Source organism: Croceibacterium selenioxidans, from assembly GCF_018599195.1.
GTDB lineage: Bacteria > Pseudomonadota > Alphaproteobacteria > Sphingomonadales > Sphingomonadaceae > Croceibacterium_A > Croceibacterium_A selenioxidans.
Genome location: NZ_JAHFVK010000002.1, coordinates 1,234,330 through 1,247,796 on the forward strand (window position 1 = coordinate 1,234,330; position 13,467 = coordinate 1,247,796).

Below are 13,467 nucleotides of genomic sequence, written 5' to 3' on the forward strand. Positions count from 1 at the left end.
GTTATTTGAGGGCTCAGTGCGCGGCGTCCCAGCTCGGACCTGTGCCGATTTCGATCCCGAGCGGCACGTCGAGCTTCACTGCGGGCAGCGCGGCTTCGGCCATCACCCGCTCGATCACCGGCGAGGCCGCGGCGACATCGCCCTCGGGCAATTCGAAAACCAGTTCGTCGTGCACCTGCAGCAGCATCTTCACCTGGCCTAGCCCGGCGTCGGCGAGCGCCGCCGGCATCCGGGCCATCGCGCGCTTGATGATGTCGGCGCTGGTCCCCTGGATCGGCGCGTTGATTGCGGCGCGTTCGGCGCCCTGGCGTTCGTGCGGGATCTTGGCGTTGATCCGCGGGAACCAGGTCTTGCGGCCGAACAGCGTCTCCGAATAGCCCCGCTCGCGCACATTCTCGAGCGTGTGGACGATGTAGCGCTGGATGCCAGGGAACCGCTGGAAATAGCGGTCGATCACCGCCTGGGCCTCGTCCGCCTCCACCCCGAGGCGACCGGCCAGGCCCCAGCGGCTGATGCCATAGAGGATGGCGAAGTTGATCGTCTTGGCGCGGGCGCGGGTGTCGCGGTCGACCGTACCGTACATTTCCTGCGCGGTGCGTGCGTGGATGTCTTCGCCCGCCGCGAAGGCTTCCTTGAGCGGCGGCACGTCGGCCATGTGCGCGGCGAGGCGGAGCTCGATCTGCGAGTAGTCCGCCGCCAGCAGGACATTGCCGGGCTCGGCGACGAAAGCCTCGCGGATACGGCGACCGATGGCGGTGCGGATGGGGATGTTCTGCAGGTTCGGGTCGGTCGAGGACAACCGCCCCGTTTGCGCACCGACCAGGCTGTAGCAGGTATGCACGCGCCCCGTTGCGGGATTGATCGCGGCCTGCAGCGCCTCGGTATAGGTACTGCGGAGCTTCGAGTGCTGGCGCCAGTCCAGTACCAGCCGGGCCACCGGGGCGCCTTGGTTGGCGAGCTGTTCCAGGATCGCCTGGTCAGTCGAGTACTGTCCGCTCTTGCCCTTGCGGCCGCCTTTGTAGCCCATCTTGTTGAACAGCACGTCGCCCAGTTGCGCAGGGCTGCCGATAGTGAACTGCTGTCCGCAACACTCGTAGATCTCGGCTTCGATCCGAGCGATCTCCCTGGCGAACTCTTCCGACAGTCCGGCCAGCGCCTGACGGTCGACCTTGATCCCGTTGCGCTCCATTTGCGCGACTACCGGGATTAGTGGCCGGTCGACCCGCTGGTAGATCCGCGTCCCGCTTTCGAGCGCCAGGCGAGGCTTGAGCGTCTTGTACAGCCGCCAGGTCACGTCGGCGTCCTCGGCCGCGTATTGCGTCGCCTTGTCGAGAGGGACTTCGCCGAACGGGATCGCCTTCTTGCCGGTGCCGCAGATGTCCTTGAAGGTCAGCGTGGTGTGGCCGAGGTGACGCTGCGACAGCTCATCCATGCCGTGGCCGCCGCCGATGCCGTCTTCAGATCGGCCCGCATCGAGGTCAAAGCTGATCACCATGGTGTCTTCGACGGGGGCCATCAGAATGCCGTTCCGGGCGAAGACGTTGAGGTCGTACTTCACGTTCTGGCCGACCTTGAGCACGGCCTCGCTTTCGAGCAGCGGCCTCAGAGCCGATAGCGCGGCGGCCTTGTCGATCTGTACCGGCTTCTCGGCGAACATGTCCGTGCCGCCGTGAGCTAACGGGATGTAGCAGGCGTCGTTCGGGCCGAGGGCGAGGCTGACGCCGGTCAGTTCCGCCCGCATCGCGTCGAGATTGCTGGTCTCGGTGTCGATAGCGACCATGCGGGCGTGGAACGCGCGGCCGATCCAATGTTCGAGCCGCTCCATCGACTGTACGCATTCGTACGTCGTGCGGTCGACCGGGGGCCATTCGGGCAGCGGCTGCCGGTTGCCATTTGGCGATGCAGGGGCGCCAGCGGTCTCGGGTTTGGCCGGATTGAGCTGGGTGGGCCGGTCCGGGCTGCCACGCCCGTCACCGAGACGCTTCAACAGGCTGGTGAAGCCATGGGTTTCGAGAAACTGTGCCAACGGCTCTTCGGGCGTCTTCTTGAGGACGAAATCCTCAAGGGGAATCGGCAGCGGGCAATCGTCCTTGAGCTGCACGAGCACGCGGCTCAGCTCCGCCATCGGTCGGCCTTCGATCAGGCGTTCCTTCAGCTTGCCAGGCTTCATGTCGGGCGCGGCGTCGAGGGCGCCCTGCAGCGATCCGTAATCCTGGATAAGCTTGCTCGCCGTCTTGGGGCCGATCCCGTAAATCCCGGGCACGTTGTCCACGCTGTCGCCCATAAGGGCCAGCACGTCGCCCACCAGCTCCGGCGGGACGCCGAACTTCTCGACTACCTCGGGGATGTCGATGCGCTGGTTCTTCATCGTGTCGAGCATGTCGATGCAGCCACCCTCGTGGCCGTCGTGCGGCTCGGCGCATTGGCCGACCAGCTGCATCAGATCCTTATCGGAGCTGACGATGGTCACGTCCCAGCCGCGCCGCGTCGCTTCCTTCGCGTAGGAGGCGATGAGGTCGTCGGCTTCGAGATTGTCTTCCTCGATACACGGCAGGCTGAAGGCCCTCGTGGCGTCGCGGATGAGCGGGAATTGCGGGACCAGATCCTCTGGTGGGGGCGGGCGGTTGGCCTTGTACTGATCGTACAGCTCGTTCCTGAAGCTGGTCGAACCCTTGTCGAGGATCACCGCCAGGTGCGTCGGGCCGTCGGCCTTGTCGAGATCGTCGGCCAGCTTCCACAACATGGTGGTGTAGCCATAGACCGCACCGACCGGCACACCGTGCGGGTTCGTCAGCGGCGGCAGGCGGTGATAGGCGCGGAAGATATAGGCCGAACCGTCGACCAGGTAGAGATGCTGTTTGTCGGCCATGGCTAAGTGTTAGGGCCTGCGCTCGCTCCGGGCAACGGGGGAGGGCGGGAACTCAGAACCGGCCTCAGGGTTGCCTTGCCACAAAGTTGCCATTATTTCTCCAGTCCGAAATTCGCTTTCGGTGGATTTCCGCGCCTGCTCCGCAAGGGGTGTGCGTTCTGGTTTCGCTGTTTAAGGATATAAAAACATGCGCAAGATCGTTCTCGCCGCCGCGATTGCCGGTGCAGCCCTCTCGCTCGCAGCCTGCTCGGAAAACACTGAAGACGCTGCCACCGACGCTGCTGACTCGGCCATGGCCGACACTGAAGCCAACGTCGAAGCAGCCGGTGAAGCCGTTGGCGACGCCGCGACCGCCGCGACCGAAGCCGCTGCCGACGTGGGCGCTGCCGCGACCGACGCTGCCGCTACGGCCGAAGCCGACGTTCAGGGCGAATCCACCGAGGCTGCCAAGGCCGACTGATCGGCTTGAAGTCAGCTATTCGAAAGGGCGTGGCCGCAAGGCCGCGCCCTTTTCTTATTTGCCGGCGCTGTTGGCGTAAGTGGCATTGGTCCACTGGCGCGTCGACTGGGTGCCGTACCCGTCGTAGATCGCGCGGGCGATATTGGCGATCCGGCCTTCTCGGTTGAGGCGTGTGCCCTGGCCGGTGACATAAATGGCGAGCGCTATGGCGCGGCCATCGGGCATCGTGATGATGCCGATGTCGCTCGAGGTATTGTTCAGCGATCCGGTCTTATGGGCCACGCGTACATCGGCGGGCATGAGCGCGGGAATACGCCGGGTGCCGGTGCGGCACCGCTCCATCGCGTCAATGATAACACCGCGGCTCGAGGCGCTGAGCCACTGGCCCTGGTAAATTCCACTGAGCAGCCTGACCATGTCGCGCGGGGTAGAGCTGTCGCGAATGTCGATGTGCGAAGCGGGATTGAACTCGCCGTCGTCGCGCACCAGCGTGGCGATGTCGCGGGTGAGATTGAAGTTCTGAATTCCCGCACGACGCGCCCAGTCGTTGACCTTGGCAGGTCCGCCCACGGCCGCGAGGAGAGCATCCGTCGCCTGATTGTTGCTGCGCGTGATCATCATGTCGATCAACGAGCGCGCGCTGTAGGATTCGCCGGCACGAACCGGCGCGACCCGAGTGGAGAAGGGCTTGGAGGCTACCGGCACCATCATCGGGAACTGGCTGTCGAGCGACCAACGGCCCCGGTCGACGCCTTCGAGGAACGTCGCGGCAATGGCGATCTTGCTGGTGCTCGCCATCGGAAAGCGCTCGTCACCCAGGACCGCAATCTCCTGTCCGGTTGTCAGGTCGACGGCAGCCACGCCGATGCGACCTTGCGACCCGTCGGCGATCAGCGCGATCTGTTGGGCGAGCGCATTATCGTAAGTGGCGGAGAAGTCCCGAGGGGACCTGAGTTCTGTACCGAATGCCCGATCGAAGCGTGATTCGAGCGGTTGACCCTGTGCAAGCACGGGCATGGCAAAAGCCAGCGATAGCCCGGCCGCAATCCGTCCAAGGAAGCGCAACGTCATGCCCCTGTTTTAGACCCTCTTATATTGTCAGAATCTTAACCACGAGGGCGCTCTCGGCAATCTGATTCGAGACGAACGGAGTCCTGATGGCGGCAAACAGTTGATTTTGGCGGAACTTGCTCAGTTCGGCTTGCGCAGCCTTAGCGCGAATTGATCGGTTTTTCCGCGGATCGACGGATCGAAGACGTTGGCGGTTCGGGGGTCTTCGGGCCGTTTGTAGAGGTCGCTCTGGGCTTCCACGACAAAGCCGGCATGAGTCAGGGCCGCTACCGCGGCAGCTTTATCGATACGATGAATTGAATTCGCAGCCGTCGTGCCGCTGCCGTCGGCTGCGCTGTGATCTACCACTACCAGCGTGCCGCCGGGCTTGAGCGCGTCGAATAGCGCGGCAATCGCTTTGGTGGCTGTGTCGGGAGGGAAGGCGCCGAGGTAGAGGTCGTGCAGGTTCTGCACGGTAATGATAGTGTCGAGCTTTTCCGGGAAGGGCGGCGCCGATACCGGCCCGCGCAAGGCGGCGACATTGGCATGACCGGCGACGGCGGCATTCTGCTCGTCAGCATAAGCCGGGCGGAAGGCGATGAATTCGTCCGGCTGGAAGGCGTAGACTTTGCCCTGCGGGCCAACCGCCGTGGCCAGCAGCCGCGTCCAGTAGCCCCCGCCCATGATGTAATCGCCGACCTTTTCGCCGGGATCGATCTCGGCAAAGGCCAGTAGCTCGGCCGGATGACGGGCGGCATCGCGTTCCTTGTCCGCCGCCGGCCGCTGCGCATCGTTGAGGGCGGCGGCGTAATCGGAAGGTTCCTTCGCCGAGGCGGCGGGGGCGCTGGCGGCGAGGGCCAGCGCGATTAGAGCCAAAGTCGAGCGCATGAGGCGTCCTCTCGTTGCTTTTGACCCATCCTATCATCGGGGTGGGGTCTCGCAAGGATGTCAGCGCGTCTATCTCCCATGCGCTCCGATCAAGGGCACGAAGCGCACGTTACCAAGATCATGCTCGATCCACTCTTCCTCGTCGGTCCGCCTGATGCACAGCAACGACTGCAGGCCGGTGCCGCCTACCGGGACCACCAGGCGTCCGCCGATCGCGAGTTGCCACTTGAGCGGTTCGGGCACCTTGTCGCCCCCGGCCGAGACGAGGATCGCGTCAAACGGAGCCCTGTCGGGAAGGCCGCCGCTACCGTCGCCGATAATCACCGTGACGTTGCGGTATTCGCCTTCCAGAAGCCGCTGCCGGGCGCTTTCCGCCAAGGTGTCATGCCGCTCGATCGCGAACACGCGGCTTGCGATTCGTGCCATGACCGCCGCCGCATAGCCGGAGCCCGCCCCTACCTCGAGCACCCGGTCGCCGGGCGCCACGCCCGCCGCCTCGATCATGAGAGCGACGACGTAGGGCTGCGAGATCGTCTGATCTTCGCCAATGGGCAGGGGACCGTCGGAATAGGCGAACTCCAGCAGCCGCTCTGGCACGAACTGCTCTCGGGGGACCTCTCCCATGGCGGACAGAACCCGATCGTTGCGGATGCCGCGCGCCTTGAGCTGGCGTTCGACCATCGCAGCGCGTTGCTGGGCAAATGAGCTCACACCTGGTGTTCAAGCGGCGGCGAGGACCCGCTCGACCTCCTTTATCGGCGAGTTGATGAGATCCTTGGCGACTTCACCCAATATCCGGCTCTGCACTTCCTTATGGCAGCGCTGCCGTATCTGGCCGAGCGTGCGAGGATCGGCGGCAATGACAAGGTCTTCGAGCTGGCCGTTGAGGGCCCGTGCGTTGAGCCACTCCGCGATGGCGGCGCCATGGGCGAGTTCGTCGAGATTGGTACTGTTATTCGGCGCTCCCCTGCGATCCTGATGGCGGATTCCGGCGCTGAAGTTGGTGAGTTCCAGGTCCAGTTCCTGTTCGCGCTCGAGCTTGGGATCGAAGGCTTGTCCGACGTTTCGCATCAGTACGAACTGTTCGCCATTGGCCAGCGCGACGAGGGCCTGGTGGGGAATCTTCATGGGTCCGCTCTCCTGTCTGTTCATCAAGCCTAACGGGCGAGCGGCGCGCAGGGTCCGGACAAAAGAAGATGGGCCAAGACTCCCCTCCCGTTTGCGGGAGGGGCTGATGGGGGGCTGTCCGTTCAAGCGTCGGCAGATGCCGGCACAGACCCACCCCTAACCCCTCCCGCAGGCGGGAGGGGGACTATCCGAACAAAAGAAAAGGGCCGGAGGATCGCTCCTCCGGCCCTTTCAATGATCGGCTGGAAGCCTGGGCTTAGAAGCCCATGCCACCCATGTCCGGCATGGCCGGCATGGCCGGCTTGTCTTCCGGAATCTCGCTGATCGCCGCTTCGGTGGTGATCAGCAGGCCGGCGACAGAAGCCGCATCCTGCAGCGCGGTGCGCACGACCTTGGTCGGGTCGATGACGCCGGCCTGGACCAGGTTCTCGTAGACGTCGGTCTGGGCGTTGAAGCCGAGCTGCTCGTCGTTGCCGTCGATCAGCTTGCCGGCGACAACCGCACCGTCATGGCCGGCGTTTTCGGCGATCTGGCGAACCGGAGCCTGCAGCGCACGACGGACGATGTCGATACCGCGGGTCTGGTCTTCGTTGCCACCGGTGAGGCCTTCGAGCTTCTTGGTGGCGTAAAGCAGAGCGGTACCGCCGCCCGGGACGATGCCTTCTTCGACAGCGGCGCGGGTCGCATGCAGCGCGTCATCGACGCGATCCTTGCGCTCCTTCACCTCGACTTCCGAGGCGCCGCCGACCTTGATCACCGCAACGCCGCCGGCGAGCTTCGCCAGACGTTCTTGCAGCTTCTCACGGTCGTAATCGCTGGTGGTCGATTCGATCTGGGCGCGGATCTGTTCGACCCGGGCCTTGATGTCGTCAGCCGAACCGGCGCCGTCGACGATGGTGGTGTTGTCCTTGTCGATGGTGACCTTCTTGGCCTGGCCGAGCATGCTCGGGGTCACGTTCTCGAGCTTGATGCCGAGGTCTTCGCTGATCATCTCGCCCTGCGTCAGGATCGCGATGTCCTGCAGCATGGCCTTGCGGCGATCGCCGAAGCCCGGAGCCTTGACCGCCGCGACCTTGAGGCCGCCGCGCAGCTTGTTGACCACCAGGGTGGCGAGCGCTTCACCCTCGATGTCCTCGGCGATGATGAGCAGCGGACGGCCGCTCTGCACCACGGATTCGAGGACCGGCAGCATCGACTGCAGGTTCGAAAGCTTCTTCTCGTGGATCAGGATGTACGGGTTATCGAGCTCAACGACCATCTTCTCGGCGTTGGTCACGAAGTAGGGGCTCAGGTAGCCACGGTCGAACTGCATGCCTTCGACGACGTCGAGTTCGAACTCGAGCCCCTTGGCTTCCTCGACGGTGATCACGCCTTCCTTGCCGACCTTTTCCATCGCTTCGGCGATCTTTTCGCCGACTTCGCGGTCGCCGTTGGCCGAAATGATGCCGACCTGGGCAATCTCGTTCGAGCCAGCAACCGGCTTCGAGCGGGCCTTGAGGTCTTCGACGACCCTGGCGACGGCGAGATCGATGCCACGCTTGAGGTCCATCGGGTTGATGCCCGCGGCAACCGACTTCATGCCTTCGCGTACGATCGCCTGGGCGAGCACGGTGGCGGTGGTGGTGCCGTCACCGGCGAGGTCGTTGGTCTTCGAGGCCACTTCGCGCAGCATCTGCGCGCCCATGTTCTCGAACTTGTCCTTGAGCTCGATCTCCTTGGCGACGGTGACGCCGTCCTTGGTGATGCGCGGGGCACCGAAGCTCTTGTCGATCACGACGTTGCGGCCCTTGGGGCCGAGGGTCACCTTGACGGCGTTGGCGAGCGTATCGACGCCCTTGAGGATGCGTTCGCGCGCGTCGCGCGAAAATTTCACGTCCTTGGCAGCCATGTTCCTGTTTCCTCTATGCGAATGGGTTGTGTGGGAAAGCTGAAGGGAGCGGCTGGATCAGCCGACGATCCCCATGATGTCGCTTTCCTTCATGATCAGCAGGTCTTCGCCGTTGAGCTTGACCTCGGTTCCCGACCACTTGCCGAACAGCACGCGGTCGCCCGGCTTGACGTCGAGCGGGGTGACCTTGCCGTCTTCGGAGCGAGCGCCCGAACCGACGGCGACGACTTCGCCTTCGCTCGGCTTTTCCTTGGCGCTGTCGGGGATGATGATGCCACCGGCCGTCTTTTCTTCGGCCTCAATGCGGCGGACCAGAACGCGGTCGTGCAGCGGACGGAATGCCATGTGTATGACCTCTTCCAATTGGGTTGTTAAACACGATTGGCACTCTCATGCGGAGAGTGCCAGCGGGGCGCATATGGTTGGGCGGCCGGGAGGCGTCAACACCCCCGCGCAAAGAATCTCGTTAGACCGGTAGCAGGCCGAGGCGGGCGCGGTGGCTCCAACGCCAGAGCATGAGCGAGGCAACCACAGTGAGGCCCACCGCGAGGCCGATCCAGATCCCGAGTCCTTCGAAGGGGGTGAAGAAGCCGAGGGCTACCGCGGTGCCGAGGCCCGGCACCCAATAGCCGAACAGTGCGTAGAGCATCGGCACGCGCGTATCCTGCAATCCGCGCAGGGAGCCGCCGGCAACGGCCTGCAGCCCGTCGACGATCTGCCAGGCCGCGGCCACGACCATGAACCTCAAGGCGTAGCTCATCAGCACGGCGTTCTCGGGCGCTTCGGTATCGACGTAGATGCCGAGCAACAGCTTGGGCGTGAACAACATCAGCGACGCGGTCAGCAGCATGAAGCTGCCCCCCGCGATGATCGCCACCCAACCCGCGCGGCCGACCGCGGCCGGGTCGCGCCGTCCGAAGTGATAGCCGACCCGGATCGTCGCGGCCTGGCCGATGCCGAAGGGGATCTGGAAGGCAAGCGCGCCGATCTGCAGCGCAATGGTATGCGCTGCGAGCTGGGCCGAGCTGATCAGGCCCATCAGAAACGCGGCCCCGCTGAAGAGCCCTGCCTCGGCAAGGATGGTCAGCGCCACAGGAGTGCCGGTCCGTACCAGTTCACGGAACCGGCTCCATTCCGAACGCCACCAGTTGCCGAACAAGCGATAGCGACTCATCCGGCGGTTGGACCAGATCGCGGCGACGTAGGCGCAGAACATGAAGATCGCGGTCAGCACACTGGCGAGCGCCGATCCTTCGAGCCCGAGCGCGGGCGCGCCGAGATTGCCGAAGACGAAGGCGTAGTTGCCCAGCGCTGCCACGCCGATCGCCAGTCCGGTGATCGCGGTGGCGAACAGCGGCCGCCCCAGTGCCGAGACCACCGAGCGCAGCACATTGGCCAGGATCATCGGGATCATGGCCCACATGATTACGCGCAGGAAGTGTCCGGCCCGTTCGGCAATGTGCGGCTCTTGCCCCGCCAGGAGCATCACCTCGTGTCCGAACCAGCAGACCGTCATGCCCAGCAGGCCGCAGGCAACGCCCAGCCACAGCGCCATCCGCGCGCTCCGCCGCACCTCGCGCACCGCATGCCGGCGACGGCCCAGCTCGGCGGCGATCAGGGCGGCGACCATCCCGGTCATGCCCGAAAAGCACCACATCATCAGACCGAACAGAGAGATCGATAGGCTAGCCGCGGCCAACGCCTGTTCGCCCAGTCGGGCGACAAAGATCACGTCGATCGCATAGACCAGCATCTGCAGCAGGTTGGCAGCCGCCAGCGGCCCCGCAAGACGCAAGGTCGCAGCCAGCTCGCCGCGCCAGGTGGAAGGAGAGGTCTCGAACATGAAGCCGGCCCGGATAGGCGCGACGGCGGGGCGGCGAAACCCAGGATGTATCCCTATTGCGACGTTTCGCACCCTTGTGCGGCCCCGGGGCCACAAGCTCTTCCTATCCGGAAAATCACGCGATAGAGGGCATGCGAGTTCTCCTAAAGGGATGCATTGATGATGTTCGCCCCCACGACTGCTGCCCGTTTCACTTCTGCCTTCGCGCTCGCGCTGGCCCTCGCCGCTTGTGGCGGCGGGAATGACCAGGCTGAAGAGCCGACCGCTTCCGTCACCGATGCAACTCCCCTCGCGACGCCGGAGGCCACCGACACGGCGACTCCCGCCGCAACGCCCACTCCCGAGGCCACTCCCAGCGAATCACCGAGCCCGACGCCGACCCCGACTGCCAAGGCCACTGCCACGACGGCGGCTGCTGCCACTGCGGTCGAGCCGGCGGCCTTCGCTCAGTGCAAGGCTTGCCACTCGGTCGAGCCGGGCAAGAACGGCATCGGTCCGTCGCTGGCCGGTATCTGGGGTGAGAAGGCCGGCGCCGTGCCGGGATTCGAGTTCAGTCAGCCGATGAAGGATTCGGGCCTCGTCTGGAACCAGGCCACGCTCGACAAGTACCTGACCGATCCGCGCGGTGTCGTCCCCGGCACCAAGATGGCCTTCGGCGGCGTCAAGGACGCGACCAAGCGCCAGGCGATCATCGACTACATCAAGGGTCTCTGACCCGATGGCGCGCGCGGATCAATTCGAGATCCGCGCGCGCATCGTGATCGAGCAGCCGGTCCCCGGCGTCCTGCACAGCCTTCAGGAAGACGACGCCCCGCTCGATCCCAAGACCTCGAAAGCGGGTGAGGCGCTCGCTTTCGACTTCCCGCTGCGCGTCGAGCGCATCGAAGGCGGCGCCAAGTTCTTCGGCAAGCAAGTCCGTCGAGAAGGGCCCGAACGCCGTTTCGTCTACATCCGCATCGGAACGGCCGCTGGCGACTGCGCGTCGCCGTGGACCCGGCGGATGAAGATCGACATTCATGATATTGAGCCGGCGCTGCTCGACAAGGCGGCGAAGGGTGGGGTGCTGGTCGGGCAGATCAACGGCACGGCCAAGGATGGCTCACCCGCGTGTGCGACGATCAGGCCGGTGGTCTGGCGGGTGGTTTAGGCAGGGATCGCTTTCGCCCCAGCCCGTCAGTCGGAGCGATCCCACCCGCGGATCACCACGTCCAGACAATGCAGGAAGCTCTGCTCCTGCGGGTTGACCTCGAAGGCAGGGTCCTTCGGCATCATCGTCCAGCCAGTAGCTAGCGCCAGGACCGACTTCTGCGCCTCGAAAGCGATGGCCGGATCGAGGCCACGAGCGGTCAACTCGGCGACCATTCGCGAGGTGAAGCCGCGCAGGACCTCAGGGTCCATCGACGATTGCATCATGAGCTGGTGCACATCGCGAGTCCGCCGCTGCGTGTGCCACACGGTGGTCCCAAGGCTGTGCAGCCATTCCCGCCAGTCATCCGAGGCTTCTACCTGATCGAGGCATTCGCGGAAAATCGCTTCCGACATCAGGCCGAACAGCGCCGTCTTGTTGGCGACATGCCAGTAGAGCGAAGGGGCCCGGGCGCCGACGGCCGCGGCAACGTTGCGCAGGCTGACCGCTTGCAAGCCGTGTTCGGCCAGGATGGCCAAGGCCGCGCGCACGATGGCGTCTCGATCCAGATTCCCGCTTGTCATCAGGGATCAATGTGCCAAACTAACAGTGTTAGTCTAGCCGGCAATTGCGGGAGGGACGCCATGAACAGCGTCGTGAGGCACGCTCGCTTTCCCGAGGATACGCATGCCGTTCTCGAAATCTGGCGTGAATTCGTCAGCAGTCCGAGCGTCAGTCTCGACTATCAAGGCTACGAAGCCGAGTTTGCCGATATCCCGGGCAAATATGCGCCGCCCGAAGGCAGGCTGCTTCTGGCGGAAAGGGATGGAGGCATCGCTGGATGCGTCAGCCTGCGAAGGATCAGCGGCACCCTCTGCGAGATGAAGCGGCTCTATGTCCGGCCTAGCGCAAGGCAGGCGGGACTCGGCAGACAAATGGTGGAGTGCCTGATCGCCGAGGCGAAGGAGGCCGGATACCAGGAAATGAGGTTGGACGTGCTTGAGGAGTTCAAGCAGGCGAGGAAGCTTTATGCGGAGCTGGGGTTCATCCCGGCCGATCCCGTATCGTTCAACCCCCTGCCGGGCACGGAGTTCTTGGGTCTCACCCTGCGGTAGCCAAAGCCGCCGTCATCGGGTGTGAGATCGAGCAAGGGGAGACGATCGGATGAAGCTGTTCAAGACCAGCCTATTGGCGCTGACCGCGGTGACGGCCGCTTCGGTGCAGGCGCAGATGGGGCCCTCGCTCGACGAACTCAAGGCATCCCTGGTGCCCTATGCCAGTCCCGCCGATTCCGTGAAGCTACCCGACGGACGGACGCTCGGCATCACTTGCATGGGCGAAGGCTCGCCAACTGTCATTCTGACCGCCGGAATGGGCGATTTCGCGGGTATGGCCTGGGGCACCGTGCAGCCCGAAATGGCGAAGGTGACCAGGGTCTGCGCCTGGGACCGTCCGGGTTGGGGCCTCAGTGACGGGGCGGACGGAAAGCACACCGTCGCGACCACGACCGCCGCCCTTGAGACGGCGCTTGCCACCGGCAAGATACCCGGCCCCTATGTCATGGTCGGCCACTCGCTCGGCGGCTACGAAAGCCTGCTCTACGCGGACAGGCATCCGGACCAGGTCGTCGGCATGGTGCTGGTCGATTCGAGCTTTCCGGATCAGATGGCGGCGGGCGAGCGCGTCGGGCTTCCTTCGCCGGACCCCGAAACCGGCGCGCCGGTCCTGTTCCGCAAGTGCGCGGCGGCGATCCGCGAGGGCAGGGTAAAACTGGGCGGCCCCGATCCCGACCGTTGTATGCACTACCCGGAGTTCTTTCCTCCCGAGCTCGCCCAGGCGTTCGGAGCAAAGGTCAGCAACCCCATCCAGTATGAGACGATGGCATCCTTTCTCACCACGTTCGCGGATGACGCAAAAATCGCCGTCAATCCCGCGCGCAATTATGGCGACATGCCGTTGATAGTACTGACCGCGACAGCCCCGTTGCCAACTCCGCCTGGGGCCACGGCGGACGAGGCGGCGCGCATGGCTGCTTGGGCTGAGGAATGGGGCCGCCAGCATGAACAGCTAGCCGCCTTGTCCACCCGGGGGATCAACGCCCGCGTGCCCGGGGCGAACCACTACATCCAGCGGACCAAGCCCCAGGTCGTAATCGACGCGGTCGACGCCGTGGTGGGCGAGGTGCGCGCCGCCAAACCTTAGGTCGCGATCCACC

Annotated in this window: 14 protein-coding genes; 5 read left to right on the top strand and 9 right to left on the bottom strand. The window is 64.7% G+C overall.

Annotation, left to right across the window (positions count from 1 at the left end):
- Window positions 1-13 precede the first annotated feature (13 nt).
- Complete coding sequence (gene polA / locus KK137_RS14820; protein ID WP_214537300.1) at window positions 14-2,869, bottom strand: DNA polymerase I; 2,856 nt, start codon at window positions 2,867-2,869, stop codon at window positions 14-16.
- 187 nt (window positions 2,870-3,056) lie between these two features.
- On the opposite strand from polA, the gene KK137_RS14825 reads away from it, so the two are divergent.
- Window positions 3,057-3,329, top strand: coding sequence for a hypothetical protein (locus tag KK137_RS14825; RefSeq protein WP_214537301.1), 273 nt, complete (start codon window positions 3,057-3,059; stop codon window positions 3,327-3,329).
- A 54-nt stretch (window positions 3,330-3,383) separates the two neighbouring features.
- Here the strand turns inward: KK137_RS14825 and bla are convergent, their stop codons facing one another.
- The 7 genes from bla to KK137_RS14860 form a co-directional block, all read right to left on the bottom strand.
- Entirely contained in the window at window positions 3,384-4,346 is a 963-nt protein-coding gene (gene bla, locus KK137_RS14830; protein WP_214537302.1) for a class A beta-lactamase, read from the bottom strand.
- 174 nt (window positions 4,347-4,520) lie between these two features.
- Window positions 4,521-5,267, bottom strand: coding sequence for a class I SAM-dependent methyltransferase (locus tag KK137_RS14835; protein WP_214537303.1), 747 nt, complete (start codon window positions 5,265-5,267; stop codon window positions 4,521-4,523).
- A gap of 69 nt (window positions 5,268-5,336) precedes the next feature.
- A complete protein-coding gene (locus KK137_RS14840) occupies window positions 5,337-5,978 on the bottom strand; it encodes a protein-L-isoaspartate(D-aspartate) O-methyltransferase (protein ID WP_214537304.1) in 642 nt (213 codons plus the stop codon).
- 9 nt (window positions 5,979-5,987) lie between these two features.
- Entirely contained in the window at window positions 5,988-6,395 is a 408-nt protein-coding gene (locus KK137_RS14845) for a baeRF12 domain-containing protein (RefSeq protein ID WP_214537305.1), read from the bottom strand.
- A gap of 256 nt (window positions 6,396-6,651) precedes the next feature.
- On the bottom strand, window positions 6,652-8,283 hold the full coding sequence (gene groL, locus KK137_RS14850; protein WP_214537306.1) for a chaperonin GroEL: 1,632 nt from the start codon (window positions 8,281-8,283) through the stop codon (window positions 6,652-6,654).
- 57 nt (window positions 8,284-8,340) lie between these two features.
- Entirely contained in the window at window positions 8,341-8,628 is a 288-nt protein-coding gene (gene groES, locus KK137_RS14855; RefSeq protein WP_214537307.1) for a co-chaperone GroES, read from the bottom strand.
- A 121-nt stretch (window positions 8,629-8,749) separates the two neighbouring features.
- Window positions 8,750-10,126 (bottom strand): MATE family efflux transporter, encoded by a 1,377-nt coding sequence (locus KK137_RS14860; RefSeq protein ID WP_214537308.1) that lies wholly within the window; start codon window positions 10,124-10,126, stop codon window positions 8,750-8,752.
- Between the two features lie 159 nt (window positions 10,127-10,285).
- On the opposite strand from KK137_RS14860, the gene KK137_RS14865 reads away from it, so the two are divergent.
- Window positions 10,286-10,840: a c-type cytochrome gene (locus tag KK137_RS14865; protein ID WP_250893866.1), complete on the top strand. Its 555-nt coding sequence runs from the start codon at window positions 10,286-10,288 to the stop codon at window positions 10,838-10,840.
- Window positions 10,841-10,844: 4 nt separating this feature from the next.
- Window positions 10,845-11,273: a DUF5990 family protein gene (locus tag KK137_RS14870; protein ID WP_214537309.1), complete on the top strand. Its 429-nt coding sequence runs from the start codon at window positions 10,845-10,847 to the stop codon at window positions 11,271-11,273.
- Between the two features lie 26 nt (window positions 11,274-11,299).
- Here KK137_RS14870 and KK137_RS14875 read toward each other — a convergent pair whose 3' ends face one another.
- A complete protein-coding gene (locus KK137_RS14875; RefSeq protein ID WP_214537310.1) occupies window positions 11,300-11,836 on the bottom strand; it encodes a TetR/AcrR family transcriptional regulator in 537 nt (178 codons plus the stop codon).
- A gap of 60 nt (window positions 11,837-11,896) precedes the next feature.
- Here KK137_RS14875 and KK137_RS14880 point away from each other — a divergent pair, with 60 nt between their 5' ends.
- A complete protein-coding gene (locus KK137_RS14880; RefSeq protein WP_250893867.1) occupies window positions 11,897-12,367 on the top strand; it encodes a GNAT family N-acetyltransferase in 471 nt (156 codons plus the stop codon).
- A 49-nt stretch (window positions 12,368-12,416) separates the two neighbouring features.
- Window positions 12,417-13,454 carry an alpha/beta fold hydrolase gene (locus KK137_RS14885; RefSeq protein ID WP_214537312.1) on the top strand — a complete coding sequence of 346 codons (1,038 nt, stop codon included), beginning with the start codon at window positions 12,417-12,419 and terminating at the stop codon, window positions 13,452-13,454.
- Window positions 13,455-13,467: the final 13 nt, after the last annotated feature.

Bases quoted from the DNA above. Each gene is read 5' to 3' on its own strand.
- KK137_RS14880 (WP_250893867.1), top strand. From the start codon at position 11,897: ATGAACAGCGTCGTGAGGCACGCTCGCTTTCCCGAGGATACGCATGCC.
- groL (WP_214537306.1), bottom strand. From the start codon at position 8,283: ATGGCTGCCAAGGACGTGAAATTTTCGCGCGACGCGCGCGAACGCATC.
- KK137_RS14835 (WP_214537303.1), bottom strand. From the start codon at position 5,267: ATGCGCTCGACTTTGGCTCTAATCGCGCTGGCCCTCGCCGCCAGCGCC.
- KK137_RS14860 (WP_214537308.1), bottom strand. From the start codon at position 10,126: ATGTTCGAGACCTCTCCTTCCACCTGGCGCGGCGAGCTGGCTGCGACC.
- KK137_RS14845 (WP_214537305.1), bottom strand. From the start codon at position 6,395: ATGAAGATTCCCCACCAGGCCCTCGTCGCGCTGGCCAATGGCGAACAG.
- KK137_RS14825 (WP_214537301.1), top strand. From the start codon at position 3,057: ATGCGCAAGATCGTTCTCGCCGCCGCGATTGCCGGTGCAGCCCTCTCG.
- KK137_RS14870 (WP_214537309.1), top strand. From the start codon at position 10,845: ATGGCGCGCGCGGATCAATTCGAGATCCGCGCGCGCATCGTGATCGAG.
- polA (WP_214537300.1), bottom strand. From the start codon at position 2,869: ATGGCCGACAAACAGCATCTCTACCTGGTCGACGGTTCGGCCTATATC.
- groES (WP_214537307.1), bottom strand. From the start codon at position 8,628: ATGGCATTCCGTCCGCTGCACGACCGCGTTCTGGTCCGCCGCATTGAG.
- KK137_RS14865 (WP_250893866.1), top strand. From the start codon at position 10,286: ATGATGTTCGCCCCCACGACTGCTGCCCGTTTCACTTCTGCCTTCGCG.
- KK137_RS14875 (WP_214537310.1), bottom strand. From the start codon at position 11,836: ATGACAAGCGGGAATCTGGATCGAGACGCCATCGTGCGCGCGGCCTTG.
- KK137_RS14885 (WP_214537312.1), top strand. From the start codon at position 12,417: ATGAAGCTGTTCAAGACCAGCCTATTGGCGCTGACCGCGGTGACGGCC.
- bla (WP_214537302.1), bottom strand. From the start codon at position 4,346: ATGCCCGTGCTTGCACAGGGTCAACCGCTCGAATCACGCTTCGATCGG.